This is a genomic window from Pseudomonas sp. Fl4BN1, from assembly GCF_009908285.1.
Taxonomy (GTDB): Bacteria; Pseudomonadota; Gammaproteobacteria; order Pseudomonadales; family Pseudomonadaceae; genus Aquipseudomonas.
This window is the reverse complement of sequence record NZ_JAAARM010000009.1, coordinates 140,202-159,344: the sequence shown is the minus strand read 5'-3', so window position 1 is coordinate 159,344 and position 19,143 is coordinate 140,202. Positions and strand designations below refer to the sequence as shown.

Annotated in this window: 15 protein-coding genes; 6 read left to right on the top strand and 9 right to left on the bottom strand. The window is 64.3% G+C overall.

Annotated elements, in window-relative coordinates; all coding sequences use genetic code 11:
• Position 1 precedes the first annotated feature (1 nt).
• The 5 genes from GV818_RS12940 to GV818_RS12920 are packed head-to-tail and all read left to right on the top strand — an operon-like array spanning position 2 to position 5,114.
• A complete protein-coding gene (locus GV818_RS12940) occupies positions 2-1,759 on the top strand; it encodes a bifunctional alpha/beta hydrolase/class I SAM-dependent methyltransferase (protein WP_161752589.1) in 1,758 nt (585 codons plus the stop codon).
• On the top strand, positions 1,759-3,105 hold the full coding sequence (locus GV818_RS12935; protein WP_161776724.1) for a phosphatase PAP2/dual specificity phosphatase family protein: 1,347 nt from the start codon (positions 1,759-1,761) through the stop codon (positions 3,103-3,105). Before GV818_RS12940 ends, GV818_RS12935 begins: the two co-directional genes overlap by 1 nt.
• Positions 3,095-3,550, top strand: coding sequence for a hypothetical protein (locus GV818_RS12930; protein ID WP_161752585.1), 456 nt, complete (start codon positions 3,095-3,097; stop codon positions 3,548-3,550). Before GV818_RS12935 ends, GV818_RS12930 begins: the two co-directional genes overlap by 11 nt.
• A 9-nt stretch (positions 3,551-3,559) precedes the next feature.
• Complete coding sequence (locus tag GV818_RS12925; protein WP_161776723.1) at positions 3,560-4,180, top strand: lysophospholipid acyltransferase family protein; 621 nt, start codon at positions 3,560-3,562, stop codon at positions 4,178-4,180.
• 1 nt (position 4,181) lies between these two features.
• Entirely contained in the window at positions 4,182-5,114 is a 933-nt protein-coding gene (locus GV818_RS12920) for a phosphatidate cytidylyltransferase (RefSeq protein WP_161752581.1), read from the top strand.
• Between the two features lie 16 nt (positions 5,115-5,130).
• Here GV818_RS12920 and GV818_RS12915 read toward each other — a convergent pair whose 3' ends face one another.
• Complete coding sequence (locus tag GV818_RS12915; RefSeq protein WP_108544961.1) at positions 5,131-5,604, bottom strand: Lrp/AsnC family transcriptional regulator; 474 nt, start codon at positions 5,602-5,604, stop codon at positions 5,131-5,133.
• Positions 5,605-5,736: 132 nt separating this feature from the next.
• Here GV818_RS12915 and GV818_RS12910 point away from each other — a divergent pair, with 132 nt between their 5' ends.
• Positions 5,737-6,378, top strand: a complete 642-nt coding sequence (locus tag GV818_RS12910; protein WP_178124879.1) for a LysE family translocator — start codon at positions 5,737-5,739, stop codon at positions 6,376-6,378.
• A 43-nt stretch (positions 6,379-6,421) separates the two neighbouring features.
• On the opposite strand, the gene GV818_RS12905 is transcribed toward GV818_RS12910, so the two are convergent.
• The 8 genes from GV818_RS12905 to glmS all read right to left on the bottom strand — a co-directional run bounded on the left by GV818_RS12905 (position 6,422) and on the right by glmS (position 19,134).
• The gene (locus GV818_RS12905) at positions 6,422-8,554 is read right to left on the bottom strand and encodes a hypothetical protein (RefSeq protein WP_161776721.1); all 2,133 of its coding nucleotides are present in this window, start codon (positions 8,552-8,554) and stop codon (positions 6,422-6,424) included.
• Entirely contained in the window at positions 8,541-9,743 is a 1,203-nt protein-coding gene (locus tag GV818_RS12900) for a DUF3142 domain-containing protein (protein WP_161776720.1), read from the bottom strand. Before GV818_RS12900 ends, GV818_RS12905 begins: the two co-directional genes overlap by 14 nt.
• A 137-nt stretch (positions 9,744-9,880) precedes the next feature.
• The gene (locus GV818_RS12895; RefSeq protein WP_161776719.1) at positions 9,881-11,920 is read right to left on the bottom strand and encodes an FAD-binding oxidoreductase; all 2,040 of its coding nucleotides are present in this window, start codon (positions 11,918-11,920) and stop codon (positions 9,881-9,883) included.
• A gap of 25 nt (positions 11,921-11,945) precedes the next feature.
• Complete coding sequence (locus GV818_RS12890; protein ID WP_161776718.1) at positions 11,946-12,575, bottom strand: glutathione S-transferase family protein; 630 nt, start codon at positions 12,573-12,575, stop codon at positions 11,946-11,948.
• A gap of 126 nt (positions 12,576-12,701) precedes the next feature.
• The gene (locus GV818_RS12885; protein WP_161752568.1) at positions 12,702-13,604 is read right to left on the bottom strand and encodes a LysR family transcriptional regulator; all 903 of its coding nucleotides are present in this window, start codon (positions 13,602-13,604) and stop codon (positions 12,702-12,704) included.
• Positions 13,605-13,646: 42 nt separating this feature from the next.
• Complete coding sequence (locus GV818_RS12880; protein ID WP_161752540.1) at positions 13,647-14,969, bottom strand: ABC transporter ATP-binding protein; 1,323 nt, start codon at positions 14,967-14,969, stop codon at positions 13,647-13,649.
• A gap of 14 nt (positions 14,970-14,983) precedes the next feature.
• Positions 14,984-16,726 carry an ABC transporter permease gene (locus GV818_RS12875; RefSeq protein ID WP_161776717.1) on the bottom strand — a complete coding sequence of 581 codons (1,743 nt, stop codon included), beginning with the start codon at positions 16,724-16,726 and terminating at the stop codon, positions 14,984-14,986.
• 575 nt (positions 16,727-17,301) lie between these two features.
• On the bottom strand, positions 17,302-19,134 hold the full coding sequence (glmS, locus tag GV818_RS12870) for a glutamine--fructose-6-phosphate transaminase (isomerizing) (protein WP_161752537.1): 1,833 nt from the start codon (positions 19,132-19,134) through the stop codon (positions 17,302-17,304).
• Positions 19,135-19,143 lie beyond the last annotated feature (9 nt).

Sequence of the window (19,143 nt, the reverse complement as noted above, 5' to 3'; positions counted from 1 at the left end):
TATGCGCGACGCTCAACACCAGACGTTCCGGACCCATGACGGTGTCGAACTGTTTTACCGCCACTGGCCGGCCACTGAAGTGGCCCCTGGCGAACCGCGTCAGGCGGTGATGTTGTTCCATCGCGGCCACGAGCATTCGGGGCGCATTGCACACCTGGTGGATGAGTTGAACCTGCCTCAGGTCGATTTCTTTGCCTGGGACGCCCGCGGCCATGGTCAGTCGCCGGGAGCCCGGGGCGACAGCCCGAGCTTCGCCACCAGCGTGCGCGACGTGCAGACCTTCTGCGACCACTTGGCCAGCGCCCACCAGATCGATGAAGAAAACATTGCCGTGGTGGCCCAGAGCGTCGGCGCGGTGATCGCCGCCACCTGGGTGCACGACTACGCCCCGCGGATCCGCTCCCTGGTGCTGGCGTCCCCTGCCTTCAAGGTCAAGCTGTACGTGCCCTTCGCCCGCTCCGGCCTGGCCCTGATGCGGCGCTTTCGCGGCAACTTCTTCGTCAACAGCTACGTCAAGGCACGCTTCCTCAGCCACGACCCGGAACGGGTACGCAGCTACGACAGCGATCCACTGATCACCAAAGCGATTTCGGTCAACGTCCTGCTGGGCCTGTATGAAGCAGCTGACCGAGTAGTGGCCGATGCCCAAGCCATCCAGGTACCGACCCAATTGCTGATTTCCGGCGCCGACTTCGTGGTGCACCGCAAGCCCCAGGAACAGTTCTTCGAGCGCCTGGGCAGCCTGCAAAAGGAAAAACACATCCTCCCGGGCTTCTTCCACGACACCCTGGGCGAGAAGGAACGGGCCCCGGCGATTGCCAGCGCCCGCCGATTCATTCAGCAGAACTTCCTGCGCCCGCTGAACCGCCCTGCCCTGCTGGATGCCGATCGCCTGGGCGTCACCTGCGCCGAATCCGAATCCCTGGCCGCGCCATTGCCACACAACTCCCTGCGCGACCTGTACTGGCGTGCCACTCGCGCCAGCATGCGCCTGGGCAGCCAGCTGTCGGCAGGGGTCAAGCTGGGCTTCGACACTGGTTTCGACTCCGGCAGCACCCTGGACTACGTCTACCGCAACCGCCCCACCGGGCATTCACCGTTGGGTCGGATGATCGACCAGAACTACCTGAACTCCATCGGCTGGCGCGGCATTCGCCAACGCAAGCTGCATGTGGAGGAACTGCTGCGCCTGGCCATGGAGAAACTCCGTGAACAGCACAACGAAGTACGCATCGTCGACATCGCCGCCGGCCACGGGCGCTACATCCTCGAAGCCCTGCAAGGGGTCAGCCCGCTGCCGGAATCGATCCTGCTGCGTGACTACAGCGACATCAACGTGCGCGACGGCAGCGCCCTGATCGAGGAGAAGGGCCTGGGTGAAATCGCCCGCTTCGTCAAAGGCAACGCCTTTGATCGCGAAGACCTGGCTGCCCTCGATCCGAAACCGACCCTGGCGGTGGTGTCCGGGCTGTATGAGCTGTTCGCCGACAACCAGATGGTCGGCGGCTCCCTGGCCGGCCTGGCCAGCGCCGTGGCGCCCGGCGGTTTCCTGGTGTACACCGGCCAGCCCTGGCACCCGCAGCTGGAACTGATCGCCCGTGCCCTGACCAGCCACCGTGAAGGCCAGGCCTGGGTCATGCGTCGCCGGACCCAGGCGGAAATGGACCAGTTGGTGGAGGCCGCAGGCTTCCGCAAGATCACCATGCGGGTGGATGAATGGGGCATCTTCAGCGTGTCCCTGGCCGTACGGGTGCAATGATGGGCAATACCGGGTTGCCCCCGCGCGAACCGGGATTACTGAAACCCGCGGTGCTCTGGCTGCTGTTGCTGGCACCGCTGTTTTTCAGCACCTACGGTTTCGCCACCTGGGTTACCGCACAACGGGACGACGTCGCCAGCCTGGTCTTCGACTGGGAACGGCACATGCCGTTCTGGGCCTGGACCATCGTGCCCTACTGGTCCATCGACCTGCTCTACGGCCTGTCCCTGCTACTGCCGCGCAGCCGTGACGAGCTCAAGCGTCATGCCCTGCGCTTGCTCACCGCCCAGCTGATCGCGGTCAGTTGCTTCCTGCTCTGGCCACTGCGCTTCACCTTCCCCCGGCCGGAGCTGGACGGGGTGTTTGGCTGGCTGTTCGCGGTGTTGGCGGGCTTCGACAAGCCCTTCAACCAGGCGCCCTCCCTGCACATTGCCCTGCTGGTGGTGCTCTGGGTCTGTTATGCGCGGCATACCCAGGGTTTCTGGCGCTGGCTGGTGCATGGCTGGTTTGCGTTGATCGGGGTGTCGGTGCTGAGCACCTATCAACACCACTTTATCGACGTGCCCACCGGCGCCCTGGCTGGTTGGCTGTGTGTCTGGCTGTGGCCGCTGGATCGCCCCAGCCCACTGTTCAGTGCCCATCCGGCACGCGACCCGAGACGTCGCCAACTGGCCCTGCGCTATGGCCTGGGAGCAGCGCTTTTAGCCCTGGCGGCCGGCACCTGGGGCGGCACTGGCCTGTGGCTGATCTGGCCTGCGGTGGCGCTATTGCTGGTGGCCTTGAACTACGCCTTGCTGGGCGCCGAGGGTTTCCAGAAACGTGTGGACGGTAGCCTCAGCCCCGCCGCGCGCTGGCTGCTGGCGCCCTACCTGGCGGCGGCCTGGATCAACTCGCGGCTGTGGACAAAAAAGCACCCACAGCCGGATCAGGTTGTGGATAACGTCTGGCTGGGACGCCTGCCAACCCCGGCAGAGCTCAAGCACAGCCCGTTTGTCGCAGTGCTCGACCTGTGCGCCGAACTGTCCCTGGACAGCCAGCAGTTGCAGGGCTATCAGAGCCTGCCGGTGCTCGACCTCTGCGCCCCCAGCCCGGAGCAGTGCCTGGCCGCGGCGCAGGCCATCGAACGTCTGCGCCAGCACGGCCCCTTGCTGGTGTGCTGTGCCCTGGGTTATTCGCGCAGCGCCACGGCGATTGCCGCCTGGTTGCTGCACAGCGGCCGTGCGGCCACGGTGGACGCCGCCATCGTGCAAATCCAGCGGGCCCGTCCGCAGATTGTCCTGCAAGCGGCCCATCGCCAGGCCCTTGAGACGTTGCTCCCTGCCAAGAGGGCGGCCCATGTCCACTGAAATGCAACTGCACAGCGTCGCCAGCCTGCTGCGCCAGGGCCGGGCCCTGGATCAGTTATCCACAGGGCTGACCCTGCTCGGTGCTCTGTACGGCCTGGGCCAGTACCTGCTGGCCAGCGTCAGCCTGGGGGGCCTGCTCATCAGCGTCGCCCTGATCCTGCTGGGGCTTGTGGAAAAGTACCTGGCGCTGCGGGTGGCTTTCGATGCCGATCTGTTTCAGCGCGTGGCCGATACCCCGGCCTCCCTGGAACACAGCACCCAGGCCCTGGATCAGGCCCTGGGCGCCCTCGGCCTGATGCCTGCCGAACGTGGCGGCCGCCCCTGGAATGAACGCAGCCGCGGTGCCCTGGGCCTGCTGCGCCGTCAGGCGCTGCTGCTGGCAGCACAAGTGCTGGTGATATTGAGCTTGATCCTGGCCAGCCCCTGGCTGACCTTCGCCGGATAAGGAATGCATATGTTCGAACCCCTGGTCGCCAACCTCATCACCTCCGCAGCCCGCAGCATTACTGGCGCACGCAGCCTGTGGCTCGGCTCGGCACCACAGGCGGTGCAGCGGATCTACTTCGCCAACCACAGCAGCCACGGCGACTTCGTGCTGCTCTGGGCCTCCCTGCCACCGGCACTGCGCAAACTGACGCGGCCCGTGGCCGGTTCCGACTACTGGCAGAAAAGCGGCCTGCGCCGCTACATCATCAACCGGGTGTTCAACGGCGTGCTGATCGACCGCGAGCGCAAGGAGCCTGTGGATAATCCTCTGCAACCGATGCTCGACGCCCTGGAGCATGGCGACTCACTGATCATCTTCCCAGAAGGCACACGCAACCTGGAAGACGGCCTGCTGCCGTTCAAGAGTGGCATCTACCACCTGGCCAAGAGTTATCCACAGGTCGAGGTGATCCCGGTATGGATTGCCAACCTCAACCGGGTCATGCCCAAGGGCCGCTTCCTGCCCCTGCCGCTGCTGTGTACCACCAGTTTCGGTGCACCGCTGACCCTGGAAGAAGATGAAAGCAAGGAACACTTCCTCGAACGCAGCCGCGCCGCGCTGCTGGCCCTGGCCCCGGAGCACGCCTGAGATGGATAAGCAGACCCTGATGTTGTTCGGCGGCATTGGCGCCATTCTGGTGCTGGCCTCGCTGATTGGTTTCATCCTCAAGCTACGCACCCGTGGCACGCCCAATCCGGTGATCGACAACCTCAATGCGCGGATCAACGCCTGGTGGGTGATGGTGCTGGTGATCGGCATCGCCTTCTGGCTCGGCACTGCAGCGGTGATCCTGTTGTTCTACGCGGTGTCCTTCTATGCCCTGCGCGAGTTCCTGACCCTGACCCCGACCCGGCGCAGCGACTACCCGGCGCTGGTGGCGGCGTTCTACCTGGCGCTGCCGCTGCAGTACCTGCTGATCTACTCCGACTGGTACGGGCTGTTCTCGATCTTCATCCCGGTCTACGTGTTCCTGCTACTGCCGATCCTGGCGTCCCTCGGGGGCGACAGCACGCACTTCCTGGAACGCGCCTCCAAGGTCCAGTGGGGGTTGATGATCGCAGTGTTCTGCGTGTCCTTCGTCCCGGCCCTGTTGACCCTGGACATCGCCGGCTACGAAGGCCGCAACCTGCTGCTGATCGCCTACCTGGTGATCGTCGTGCAGCTCTCGGACGTGCTGCAGTACGTCTGTGGAAAACTTTTCGGCAAACGCAAGATCGCCCCCAACCTGTCGCCGTCCAAGACCGTTGAAGGGTTTGTCGGCGGCATCCTGCTGGCCTCGATGATCGGTGGGGCGTTGTTCTGGATAACCCCGTTCAACATCTGGCAGTCGTTCCTCATCGCCCTGCTGATCAACCTGCTGGGGTTTGCCGGCGGCATCGTCATGTCGGCGATCAAGCGCGATCGCGGGGTCAAGGACTGGGGGCACATGATCGAAGGCCACGGCGGCATGCTCGACCGCCTGGATTCGGTGTGTTTCGCCGCACCGATCTTCTTCCACCTGGTGCGCTACTGGTGGACTTGAGGCGCTAGCCTTCACCTCACCCCGGCAAGTGCCCCAATGGCAGGGGCCCCGGGGTTTTCACCGTGTGAATGGCGAAGTTGCTGCGGATATCGCTGACGCCGGGGATCTTCAGCAGGCAACCGGTGAGGAAACGGTCATAACCGCGCAAGTCTGGAACGACGACCTGCAGCAGGAAATCCGACTCGCCGGACACCAGGAACGCCGAGATCACCTCCGGTAACTGCAACACCGCCAGGCGAAAGGCTTCGGCCTCGGCGTCGTTGTGCCGCTCCACCTTGACCCCGACGAACACCGTCAGCCCCAACCCCACTTCATCGCGATCCAGGGTCGCCTGATAGCCACGAATCACCCCGGCCTCTTCCAGCATGCGCACCCGGCGCAGGCAGGGTGACGGTGACAGGCCGATTTCCTCTGCCAGTTGCACATTGCTCAAGCGACCATCGCGCTGCAGGGCGGCGAGGATCTTGCGGTCGTAAGCGTCGAGTTTCATATTTGGCATATTCGGATGGTAGCTCTGCTAAATACTGGAAGGTTATGCCAATTTCAGCGGTCTTGCTGGCTGATTACGCAAGCACCTGCCCGGGTCTTCGGCCCTAAACTGGGCGCACCAACTCGACAACGAATGGGGTGCAAGGTGGCGCAACTGTGGATGTATTTCCTGGCGTTGGCGGTGGTCTATCTGCTGCCCGGGCCCGACATGATCCTCCTGCTGCAGACCGGTGCCCGCCAAGGCAAGGCCCAGGCGCTGGCCACCGCCCTGGGGCTAGCCGTGTCCCGCAGTTGCCACGTGGCCCTGGCCGCCTTGGGCCTGGCAGCACTGTTCAAGGCCGCACCCTGGACTTTCGACCTGGTGCGCCTGGTAGGCGCCGCCTATCTGCTATGGATCGGCATCCAGTGCCTGCGCGCGAACCTGTTGCCCAGCCTCGACAACACCGGCGCGGCGGCCACACCCCTGCGCTGGCGCCAGGCGATCCAGCGCGGTCTGTTGACCAACCTGTTGAACCCCAAGGCGCTGCTGTTCTGCTCGGTGTTGCTGCCGCAGTTCGTCGACCCCCAGGCCGGCGCGGTGGTGCCGCAATTCGTCACCCTCGGCGTACTGCTGGTGGCGGTGGGCGGGATGTTCGACTGTTGCTACGCCCTCGCCGGTGCCGGACTGGGCCGCTGGATGCAGCGCAGCCCTTCGGCGCAACGGTTGCAACAGTGGCTGTTCGGTAGCCTGCTGATTGGCTTCGCCCTGCGCCTGACCTTTGTCCAGCAGGCCTGAGGACAAGCAAACCTGAGTGGCAAGCGCGTCCTCCTGACCACAATCAGGCGGTTTGCCGGCGGCGCCAGAACAGGTAGGCGGCAGCCAGCAGGACGACGCCGCCACCGGCAGCCGCCAGCTTGTGTCGCTCCACTGTAGAACGAGACTCAGCCAGCCACTGGGTCAGGTAGCGCTTGTTGGCGCTGCCGAAGTCCGGCTCTTCGCAGTTCATGCCGAAGTTGCCGGCCCACTCCACAAAGGGACCGTTTTCCACGTAGCGCTGGTAGTACTCGATCTCGGCATCGCTGCCGCGGGTCCAGCGCGCCGCCTTGCACAGCACCGCGGCATAGGCCTGGCTGGTATGGGGCAGGAAATCCGCGGCGCGGTTGCCCAACTCCCCGGCCACGTAGCGATAGTGGTAGCGCACATCGGGTTCGGCCGTGGTGGAGCGCTGGCGCTGCACTTCGTCGGCGCTGATCAGCGGGCCCGCCTGCACCGGCGGGATTTCCAGGCTGTAGCTGCCCCACAGGCTGTGGTAATCCGGGCCCATCTCGTAGCCGAGGATCTCCATCCCCGATGCCCGCGCCAGCTGGCCCGCCTGGTAATAGGCCTCGGCCCGCCCCGTGGGCAGCCAGGCCGATTCGGCGCTGCGCCGGTGTTCGCCATAAGCCTTGGCGACGGCCTGGCGCTCGGGGCTGTAGAAGTAGCCCCAGCCCTCTTCGTAGCGACCTTCGCGCAGCAGTCGTCGGCCCAGCAGTTCGCGCACCTGGGCGGCAATCGGCAGGCTCTCGTAGTAGGCATCGGGTTGCTTGGGGGTGGGCGGCGGCGCGGGCACCTGGGTGTCGACGAAGTGCTTGAGTTCATCCAGGGTCAGCACCCGCTCCGCCACGGTCGCCGCGTCGTGCCAGTAGATGTCGCCACTGCGGTAGAGCAGCTCGAACGCTTGCACGTAGTCACCGCGATCCAGGGCCAGCAAGGCGCTTTCGCCTTCTACCCGGCAGCCCGGCTTGAGGTCTTCATAGTTGCCGTCGTAGTCGCCACGAAAGCCCCAGCTCTCGTCCCGGGGGAAGGCCGCGGCGGCCTTGGCGTAGGCGGCTGCGGCCGCCACCTTGTCGCCGTCGCGCAGCGCCAGCTTGGCCCGCAGCCACCAGGCCAGGCCGCCGTCGCCGGCATGCTCCAGCAGTTGCTTGGTGGTGACGAAATCGCCGTTCTGGTAATTCAGCGCTGCCAGCCGATCAGCGTTGTCGAACGTGCCGGCGGTGACCTGGCTCAGCAGCTTGATCAGGTTCTGCTCGGCAGCCGGCTTCTCGCCAAAGGACCAGCCCTGGTGCGAGACCAGCGAGGCAGTGAGCAAGCGCGCCACCGCAGGCTGCTTGAGCTGTTCCAGCAGTTGCGCGTCCGACAGGCCGCCCAGCTCGCCCACCACTTGCTTCAGGGAGCTGTAGCCGACGTCCGAACCCAACAGGTTCTGGCTGGCATACAGGTCGATGGCCTGGCTCCACTGGTTCTGGTTCTTCAGAATGCGCGCCTCTTCTCCCAGGCTGGCGATGCCCAGTTCCAGGGGGTCGCTGAAGCCATCGATGTTCAGTTGACGGGTCTGGATGAAGGCCTGGCGCGCCGCCTGCAAGGTGGCACTGCGCCCCTGCTCGTCCAGCTCGTTGGCTTGTTCACTGATGGCTTGCAGGGCCCGGCCCAGGGAATAGGCGGCCCAGGTACTGCGCAGTGCACGCTGCTCGGCGGGCAGCGCCAGCACTTTGCGGAAATACTCCGCCGCCAGCTCATGATCCCCGGCGCCGAAGGCCACGGCGCCGGCGGTGTAGAGGTTGATCTCCGGCGGCAGGCTGGCCCCTTGTTGTTCCGCTACGTGTCCGTCGTTGAGCTTGCGCAGCTGGCCGACCAGGGCTTTCTGAGCCTCGTTCAGCCCTTGCTGTTCCGCTGAGTTTCGCTCTTGCACCTCGTAGCTTTCAGGCAGGTTGTAATCACGGCTGAAGGTATTCTCGGCCACGGGCTTGAGCCCGGCTATGGCCTTTCCCAGCCGGCTGACTTCGAACCGGAAACTGCCTTCAGGCAACTGCGCCAGGGTCTGCGAGCGATCTTCCAGCAGGCGCATGGGAAAGGTCGGACCGCAGGCCAGGGCCGGGGCCAAGGGCAGGCACAGGCTCAGGCACAGCAGGTAGCGGGATCTAGGGACGAACATGTGCAGCTCCTTGGTCAATTTTTGTACAGCGAGCCCAGCCCACGGCCCGGATGCCGCCCGCCGCCAAGCGGCCGGTCTGCTGGCGGGTCAACAGCAATTGGCCGTCACGCAATTGGGCGGTGTAGCCGCCGAGCCCGTCAAATCCGTCACATTGGGCAACGGCCAGGGTCAGTTGTTCAGGTAACGGCCGATCGAGGTTGCCCGAGTTGCTCAAGCTGATGTCGAAGAGGCCATCCTGCTCCTGCAGGGCCACCGTCAAGCGGCTGTCGAGAGTGTCGCCACGGGCTACTGCGCGCAGGGTGTCGAGGCTCCAGGCCCGTACATCGCCCTTGAGAGGCAAGCGAAACCAGATCAGGCCAGCCAGGTGCGGCGGCGGCTCATGGCGCAGGGTCTTGGCCAGTTGGCTCAGTTGCTCGGGGTCGGCCATCAACTCCTGGCGCTGACCGCGGCGTGCAATCGGCGCTTCGCTTTCCACCACGGGCACACCCTGGGCACCGGGCAGCAACGCCACGCCGTAGGCAGGCAATGCCAGGTAGAAAGGTTTGTCGCTGATCTTCGCCCAGCGCCTGGCCCATTGTTCAGCCTGCCCGGGATCGAACAGGCCGCGCCGTGGATCGCTCACCGCGTGCACCTGGAGCACGCTGCTGTCGACCTGGGCCAACAGCCCGGGCAGTTCGCGGCTGTCGAGCCAGGACGGCAGCGCAGTGATGCTCAGGGCCAGGTTCACCGGCAGCACCGCTCGCAATCGCTGTAGCAGCTCGGCGTAAGCCGGCAACCGTGCAGTGCCGGCATCGTGGTCGATCTCGATACCGGCGAGGGTCAGCCCCTGCCCTTGCCAGTCGACCAGCAGTTGCTGCACTTGGCGGATGATCTCGGCCTGATCCAGGGACGGCAGTTGGCCATCCAGGCGGACCACCGCGATCAGCGGGCGCCCGTCCTGCTTGAGCAGGCCTGCGTCGATCCGCGCGCGGCTCCAGCCGGCCTGTGGAAAAGCTTGCAGCGCCAGGACCCGGAGGCAGGAGAAATCCTCTCGGGAAGCGGCCAGGGCTTCGGCGTGGGCGGGAGTCCACTGGCGCTGCCAGATATAGAGTTGTTGGTCGAGGGGCGGCGCGTCTTCATTACGGCAGGCATTGAGCAGCAGTGCGCAGAACAATAAGGCGAGGAGGCGCAGCGAGACCCGGGGGAGCATGAATCGTTGATTCCCTTTAACGCAAAAAGGCCCTGTGTTGCCGCAGAAAGAGCTGGCGCCAACGCTCACCCAGATCGTGCCAGCCTACGCAGGGGCGGGGCTGGCGGCAATCGCTGGCTGGGACTTTTTTCTCCGTCCTATAGGTCCAGTACCAAGGGCTGCGAATGTTTATCCACAGCCGCGGGCAACGCACAGCAAATCAGTACCTGCCCGGCTTCTGGCAATTGCGGCGGCACCTGTGGATAACTGACCTGGCCGCTGAGCAGCCGAGTCTGACAGGTGCCACAAGAACCGCCCCGGCAACTGAACTCCGGACGCAGGCCAGCGCTTTCCGCCAGCTGTAGCAGGCTGCCGCTGCCGGGATGCCAGGACAGCTCCTTGCCCGCCCGCTGGAAACGCACCGCCACTGCCTGGGTGGCGGCCGGCGGTTGCATGAACGGCACAGCCTGGGGATCGGGCTGGCGGCGCAAGGTCGAGGGACCGAACGTTTCGGCGTGGATCTGCCCGTCGCGGAGGTCCAGGGCCCGCAGGCTGTCGTACAGGTCCTGGGTAAAGGCGCCGGGACCACAGAGAACAAAATCCGCGGAATCAAAATCCAGCTCCCGCTGTGCAAGCAGCAGTTGCACATCAATCCGTCCGCGCAGATCGAAGGCGGCACCCGGTTGTACTCCTGCTTCCGGCTGACTGAGCAGGCGCAGCACCTGCAAGGAGTCTCCTGCCTGCACCTGCAAGGCTTGCAGCTCGGCAGCGAAGGGCTGCTCGGCGAGGCTGCGCGAACTCTGGATCAACCAGGTGGGCCGGCTGCGGCGGGTGCGCAAGCCCTGGTAAAGCACCTCCCGTAGCATCGACAGTAGAGGCGTAATACCCACTCCAGCCGCCAACAGTACCAGCGGCCGTGCAGCTAGAGGATCAGCGCTGAAGTGGCCTTGGGGCGGCCGCGCCTGCAGCAGGTCGCCGACCTTGACCTGCTGGTGCAGGTAGCTGGAAACCAACCCTTCACGCTTGACGCTGATCCGCAGGAAACCATCAGAAGGCGCACTGGACAGGCTGTAGGTGCGAATGAGTGGTTGGCCTTCGATCAGCACCCGCAGTGGCAGATGCTGGCCGGGCAAAAAGCTCGGCACGCCCGCATCATCGGCCGGCTCCAGGTAGAACGAGCGAATGCTGCGGCTCTCGTCCTCGATACGCACCACCCGTAACGGTCGCCATTGCTGGCCCAGGGTTGCCGCTCGCAACCGCGCCTCGGCTTGCTGCCAATTGCCGGTCAACAGGCTGTTCGGGGAAAAGGCCTGCAACTGCCAGCGCAGGGACAGGGCCGCGGGCCGCCGCACCAGTTGTTCCACGGTAAAGCGCCACAGCCGCTCGGCGCCCTGGAAAGCGCTGATCAACGGCCCGTCGAGAATGATCTCGGTGCGACCACTGAGCTGCAGCAACTCGCCGCTGTGAAAGTCGATGAACAGCAAGCCCGCCCGAGGATTGAGCAGCAGGTTGCCCAGGGTATTGAAATACAGGTTGCCGGCGAAATCCGGGATGGTCAGGCAATTGCCCTCGACCCGGACGAAACCGGCCTGCCCACCACGGTGGGACACGTCCACCGAACGCTGGCCTTCCAGGTCGACGTAGCTGGCAACAAAGAAGGTGTCGGCAGCGCGGATCAGGCTCTGCGCCGCCTCGTCCAGATCCCGCCGATGCTCGGCCGGGCGACTGGCGGGATCGCTCAAGGGTACCTGTTGCAACGCTCGCAGCTGGATGTACTGCGGGCAATTGCCGAAGGACTGTTGCACGCTCACGCTGAAACCGTCCCGGTCCAGGGTACTGATCCTTCCATTGAGACGATTGCGCCGCCGGGTATGCAGTTCGATACCCAACAGGCCCAGTGCCGCGCCCTCGTGCAATGGCAACGGATCGTCGACCGCCGGCAGGCTGTCCAGGCGCAACAAGGTGGCCTGGGGCGCCTGGGCGAAACCGGGCGGGCCTTCGAGAATGCTCGCCCAGGGATCACCGTTGGCATCCACTGCGCCCACCAGGATGAACGGCAGCTGCCCGTAGAACTGCCGGTGCTGGTCGGGCATGGCCTGGCGGATGACTTTGCCGCCGAAGCTGTGCATGCGCTCGGCCACCCCGGCCTGGGCCTGCAATTGCCGCTCGCCGGCATGCCAAGGTGAATTCGAACTCATGTCGTCGCCTCCACAGGATGGCGCCTCAGGCGCTTTTCAAACCCGCCGCGGTGGACGGCATGGGGACAAAGCCGGGCAAGGCTTCGATCCGCTCCAGCCAGGCCCGCACGTGGGGGTAGTCGGCCAGTGACACGTTGCCCTCCGGGGCGTGGGCGATATAGCTGTAGCCGGCAATGTCGGCGATGGTCGGCTGCTGGCCCACCAGGAATGGCCGGCTCGCCAACTCCTGATCCATGACCTTGAGCAAGGCGTGGGAGCGGGCGATGACCTCTTCGGCATTGAAAGGCGCGCCAAATACCGTGATCAGACGCGCTGCGGCCGGACCAAAGGCAATCGGCCCCGCTGCCACGGACAACCAGCGCTGCACCTGGGCCGCTCCCACCGGGTCGGTGGGCAGCCAGCGACCGCGGCCGTAGCGTTGCGCCAGGTACACCAGGATCGCGTTGGAATCCGCCACCACCACGCCCTGATCATCAATTACCGGCACTTGGCCAAAGGGGTTGAGGGCAAGGAAGTCGGCCTGCTTGTGGGCACCCGTGACCAGGTCGACAAAGATGGTTTCGGTAGGCAGGTCCAGCAGGGACAACATCAGCTCCACGCGATGGGCATGCCCGGAACGGGGAAAGTTGTAGAACTTGATGGGAAGCAGCGACATGGTCGACTCCGCAGGCAGCAGCGCGGTCCAAGTACCACGCGGGGAGGCCTATCTTCGTCCCTGGGGAAAAACAACAGAATCACCAGAAATCGCAATCCATCATTTCATCCAGCGCAATAAACCTGATCAAGGATTGAGCGCTGGATGTTCCCGCAGGGCCTGCACGGCGAAGTCGACAAAGCTGCGCACCCGCGCCGGCGCCTTGCGCCCACCCTGGTACACCACGTGGATCGGCAGGGGCGGCAGTTCGAAGGCTTGGAGAACAATTTCCAATTGGCCCGCCGCAACCTTGTCGGCGACCTGATAGGACAGCACCCGAGTCAGGCCCAGCCCCAGGCAGGCAGCACTGATGGCCGCCTGGTTGGCACTGACCAGCAAACGCGGTTCAGGACGAATGCTCAGGGCACGACCGGCATCATTGAATTGCCAGTTGCGCGCCTGGCCGATGGACGACGGCGCGATCACCGGCGCCTGCCGCAAGTCATCGGGGTGTTGCGGGCGACCCTGGGCGGCCAGAAATTCCGGCGCGGCGCAGACCACCCGGCGCACCTCGCCAACACGGATACCGTGCTGGCCACTGTCGGGCAACTCGCCAATCCGCACGGCCACATCGATGCCCTCCTCCACCATGCTCGCGACCCGGTCCACCAGCAGCGCGTTGACGCTGACCTGTGGATAACGTTGCAGGTAGCGCACCAGCAACGGCGTGACGAACAGCTCGCCAAACAGCACCGGAGCGGTCAGGGTCAGTTGGCCCCGGGGCTGGGCGTGAATGCCGGCGGCCGAGGCTTCGGCGTCCTGGACCTCGGCGAGAATGCGTCGGCAGTCTTCCAGGAAGCGTTGCCCGGCTTCGCTCAGGTGCACGCTGCGGGTGGTACGAATCAACAGCTGGGTGCCGATCCGTTGCTCCAGGGCGGCGACGGCCCGGGTGACGCTGGCCGCCGACAGGTTCAGGCGGCGCGCGGCGGCAGCGAAACCCTGTTCCTGAGCCACGCAGACGAACACCTGCATTTCCTGAAATCTATCCATGAACCTGCTGCCGATGGCTTGAAGAGTGGCTGGCAGCCGAGGTTACAGGCTGCCTTCGACATCCTCCAGGCTGAAGGTCTCGCTGTTGTCGTCGTAGGAGAAAATCTCCGCGTAACGGCCCCAACTGATCACCGACTCCAGGGTTTCCTCCACCGCCGAGTCATTCAGCGAATCTTCCAGTTCCTGCTCGAAACGCACCCGTGGCGCCCAATGCCCGCGGCGCTCCTGCAACACGCCGCGAATCCGTGCAGCCAGGGGCACATAGCGGATCAGGTGCTCGGCAAACAGGGTCTTGCGCTCCTGGGTGCCGTAATCGGCGAACAAACGGCCGGCCTCGGTCAAATGGATGTCGGCGCCCTTGAGCTCGACGAACCCCAGGTGTTCGAGTATTTCCGTCACCGGGAACAGGTCATCGACCTCCAACAGCAAGCGCTCAGCCACGCTGGAGAGCCCGGCCTGCCCGTGATAGGGCTCGACGGCCAGGGCACCGATCAGGCCGGCCATCAGGTTGGTGGAGACTTCCGGCAACGGGCTGCCGACTTGCAGCTCGGCCTTGCCACTGCCCGGTTCGGCGCTGCGCCGATCGGTCATCAGTGCATAAATGTCATCGACCATTCGCCGGAACGCCGGGTCCAGGCGGTTGCGCGGCTGGGCGAAAGGCACGGTGATCTGCGCCACCACTCGCCCTGGATTGGACGACAGCACCAGGATCCGGTCGCACATCAGCACCGCTTCCTCAATGTTGTGGGTGACGATCAGGATCGACTGGATCGGCAACTGGCCGCCGCTCCACAGGTCCAGCAAGTCGGTCCTGAGGGTTTCTGCAGTGAGCACATCCAGGGCAGAAAACGGCTCGTCCATCAGCAACAGGGTCGGGTTGACCACCAGGGCCCGGGCGAACCCGACCCGCTGCCGCATGCCGCCGGACAGCTCCCGGGGATAGGCGTTTTCAAAGCCGTCGAGGCCGATCAGGTCGATGGCCTCCAGCGCGCGCTTGCGGGAAGCCTTGGGTTCGACCTGCAGCGCTTGGAGCCCTGCCTCGACATTTTCCAGCACCGTCAGCCAGGGAAACAGGGCAAACGTCTGGAACACCATGGCCACGCCCTCGGCCGGCCCGCTGAGTAACGAGCCGTTGTAACGCACCTCGCCCGAGGACGCCTGGATCAGCCCGGCGATGATCCGCAACAGGGTCGACTTGCCGGACCCGGAGCGCCCGAGCATGCCGACGATCTCCCCTTCGTGCAGGCTCAGGTCGACGTCGCTCAATACCTGCAGCTCGTCCTTGCCCTTGCCGAAACCATGACTGACGTTGTTCAGCGAGTAGATTTCCCGCGCTGGAGCGGTTTTTTCGGTATGGCCATTCATCAGATCGACACCCGTCAGTTCAGTCGCAACTTGTTTTCCGCTATGGCATACAGCGGCCGCCACAGCAGACGATTGAAGGCCACGACAAAGAACGACATGACCACCACCCCGAGGGTGATTTTCGGAAAGTCGCCGGCGGCCGTGGTCTGGGCGATATAGGCCCCCAAGCCATGGGCAACCACCTTGTCTTGGCCCCAGGAAACGAATTCGGAAACGATGCTGGCGTTCCACGCCCCCCCGGACGCGGTGATCGCCCCGGTGATGTAGTAGGGGAAGATTCCCGGCAGCATCACCTGGCGCCACCACTGCCAGCCGCGAATACGGAAGTTGGCTGCGGCCTCGCGAAAGTCATTGGGGAAAGCGCTGGCCCCGGCGATCACGTTGAACAGGATGTACCACTGGGTGCCCAGTACGATCAGTGGGCTAAGCCAGATGTCCGGGTTGAGCTGGTAATGCAGGATGAAGATGACGAACACCGGAAACAGCAGGTTGGCCGGGAACGCCGCGAGAAACTGCGCCAGTGGCTGGATCTTCTCCGCCAGGTGCGGGCGCAGGCCGATCATCACCCCCAGGGGCACCCAGACCAGCGACGCAAGGAAGATCAGCAGCACCACCCGCAACAACGTGATGCACCCCAGCCAGAGCACATGCCAGAACTCGTCGAAGGTCACTTCGCTGCCGACGTAGAGGACGATGTGGTACAGCGCATAGAGGGTCAGTAGGCCAATGCCGGCGCCCCACAGCCAATCGATCAGGGTAGAAACCTGCGGGCTGGCGACCATGCTCCGCCGCGGCGAACGCAGCGGGCTCAAACGCAGGTTGCCGAGTCGCGCCAGGCTTCGGGTCAGCGGGCGCAGCAAGCGCTGCACGACCCGGGTGCGCTGGATCAGATTAAGCACCCAGGACTCGGGAGCGCCACCCTGGGCGGCGGTGTTTTCCATGCGGAACTTGTCGGCCCAGGCCACCAGCGGGCGAAACAGGAACTGATCGTAGATCAGGATCACCACGATCATGGTCAGTATCACATAGCCCACCGCATGCAGGTCGCGCTGCTCGATAGCGGTGGCCAGGTAGGCCCCCACGCCCGGCAGGGTGATGGTCTTGTCGCCGACGGTGATCGCCTCCGAGGCCACCACGAAGAACCAACCGCCGGACATGCTCATCATCATGTTCCACACCAGCCCGGGGATGGCGAACGGCACGTCGAGCTTGCAGAACTTCTGCCAGCTGGAGAACTGCAGGTTGCTCGCCACCTCCTCCAAGTCCCGCGGCAAGGTGCGCAGGGACTGGTAGAAACTGAAGGTCATGTTCCACGCCTGGCTGGTGAAGATGGCGAAGATCGCCGCGCACTCGGCACCCAGCACCCGGCCGGGGAACAACAGCAGGAAGAAGGTCACGGTAAAGGAGATGTAGCCCAGCACCGGCACCGACTGGAGGATATCCAGCACCGGCACCAGGAGCTTGCCGGCACGTCGGCTCTTGGCGGCGAGGGTGCCATAGACCAGGGTGAAAATCAGCGAGGCGACCATCGCCGCGAGCATGCGCAAGGTGGTACGGATGGCGTACTCGGGCAAGTCACTGGGGTCCAGGGAGATGGCCTGGGTTTCCAGGGTCGAGATCGGCGCCCAGGTCTGGTGTGCGCCGATCGAGAAGAACAGCAAGAAGCCTATCACCAGAGGCAGGGCGATCAGGTCCCAGCGGTTGGGCAACAAGCGCCGGGTAGTAGCCGGTATGTAGTGACGCAATACCCTGTTCATGGTCAGTCAGGTTCCCGGTTGCGTTCAGAAAGCGGTCCAGGACCGCCCATCAACACCCACTAGCATGGCCCAGCGCAGCGGCGCTCGACTGGCGACCACAGCGCTCTACCTACACTCTAGCGGGGCAGCGAAATCACGGAGGAAGGCCACAGCAGGAAAAACCACGAAGTGCGACGGCACCGTTTGCAACGGCCTCAGGCAAGGCATGCACTGAAGCGTTGAACAGCGCCGATGTTGAACTCGGTGTCCCCTGGGGTGGCCCATCGAGAATGGACAGGCTCCATCGACTGCTGGGTCCTCGAAGGTCGTCAAATGAAAGTTTGCAAGGGTCGGCAGCTTTTGGATCAGCCACAGCTGTAGCCACCTACCTGGCAGTGAAGACCGAGTATAAGTTTCAAAATGTTACAAAAGTATAAAGCTGACGTAACTTTTACACAGGCCTATCCAGCTGTGGATAGATCGCTGCCAGGGCGGCATTGGTAAAACAGCGGACAAAGAAAAAGGAGCGCCTGTTATCAACAGGACGCTCCTTGATCCGGGGGGCTTCAGTCAGGCGAGGCCCAACTGTGGATAACTCACTCCACGGTAACGGACTTGGCCAGGTTGCGTGGCTGGTCGACGTCGGTGCCCTTGAGTACCGCCACGTAGTAGGACAGCAACTGCAGCGGGATGGTGTAGAGAATCGGCGAGAGGATGTCGTGGATGTGCGGCATCTGGATCACGTGGGTGCCTTCGCCGTTGCTCATGCCGGCCTGTTCGTCGGCGAACACGATCAGTTCACCGCCCCGGGCCCGCACTTCCTGCAGGTTGGATTTGAGCTTTTCCAACAGCTCGTTGTTCGGCGCCACGGTGACCACCGGCATGTCGTTATCCACAAGCGCCAGCGGGCCGTGCTTGAGCTCACCGGCCGGGTAGGCTTCGGCGTGGATGTAGGAAATCTCCTTGAGCTTGAGCGAGCCTTCCATTGCCACCGGATACTGGGCGCCACGGCCGAGGAACAGGGTGTGGTGCTTGTCGGCGAACAGCTCGGCGGTCTTTTCCACCACGCTGTCCATCGCCAGGGCTTCGCCAAGGCGGATCGGCAAGCGGCGCAGTTCTTCCACCAGCTCGGCTTCAACGCCGGCAGCCAATGTGCCGCGGACTTGGCCCAATGACAGGGTCAGCAGCAGCAGGCCCACCAGTTGGGTGGTGAAGGCCTTGGTCGAGGCCACGCCAATTTCGCGACCGGCCTGGGTCAGCAGGGTCAGGTCCGATTCACGCACCAGGGAGCTGATGCCAACGTTGCAGATTGCCAGGCTGGCGAGGAAACCCAGCTCCTTGGCGTTGCGCAAGGCAGCCAGGGTGTCGGCGGTTTCGCCGGACTGGGAGATCGTCACGAACAGGCTGTCGGGTTGCACCACCACCTTGCGGTAGCGGAACTCGCTCGCCACTTCGACCTGGCACGGAATGCCGGCCAGTTCTTCCAGCCAGTAACGGGCAACCATGCCGGCGTGGTAACTGGTGCCGCAGGCGACGATCTGCACATTGCGCACTTTGGCGAACAGCTCGGCGGCCTGAGGACCGAAGGCCTGGACCAATACCTGATTGGCACTCAGGCGACCTTCCAGGGTGCGTTGCACCACGGACGGCTGCTCATGGATTTCCTTGAGCATGTAGTGACGGTACTCGCCCTTGTCCGCTGCTTCGGCACCATCGCGGTACTGCACCGCTTCACGCTCCACGGCCTTGCCGTCGATGTCCCAGATCTGCACGCTGTCACGGCGGATTTCAGCGATATCGCCTTCTTCCAGGTACATGAAGCGGTCGGTGACCTGGCGCAGGGCCAGTTGGTCGGAAGCCAGGAAGTTCTCCCCCAGGCCAAGGCCGATCACCAGCGGGCTGCCGCTGCGGGCGGCAACCAGGCGATCCGGCTGACTAGCGCTGATCACTGCCAGGCCATAGGCGCCGTGCAGTTCCTTGACCGTGGCCTTGAGGGCGACAGTCAGATCCCCCAGGTCCTTGAGCTTGTGGTTCAGCAAGTGGGCGATGACTTCGGTGTCGGTGTCCGAAGTGAACACATAACCCAGGGCCTTAAGCTGTTCGCGCAGGCTTTCGTGGTTCTCGATGATGCCGTTGTGCACCACCGACAGATCGCCGGAGAAATGCGGGTGAGCGTTACGCTCGCACGGCGCGCCGTGGGTGGCCCAGCGGGTGTGGGCGATGCCCAGGCGACCCACCAGCGGCTCGCTGTTCAGGGCTTGTTCCAGCTCGCTGACCTTGCCCGGACGGCGCATGCGCTCGAGCTTGCCGGCGTTGGTGAAGACCGCCACCCCGGCACTGTCGTAACCGCGGTATTCGAGGCGCTTGAGGCCTTCCAGCAAAATGGCGGTGATATTGCGTTCAGCAACGGCGCCAACAATTCCACACATGGTTTCTCT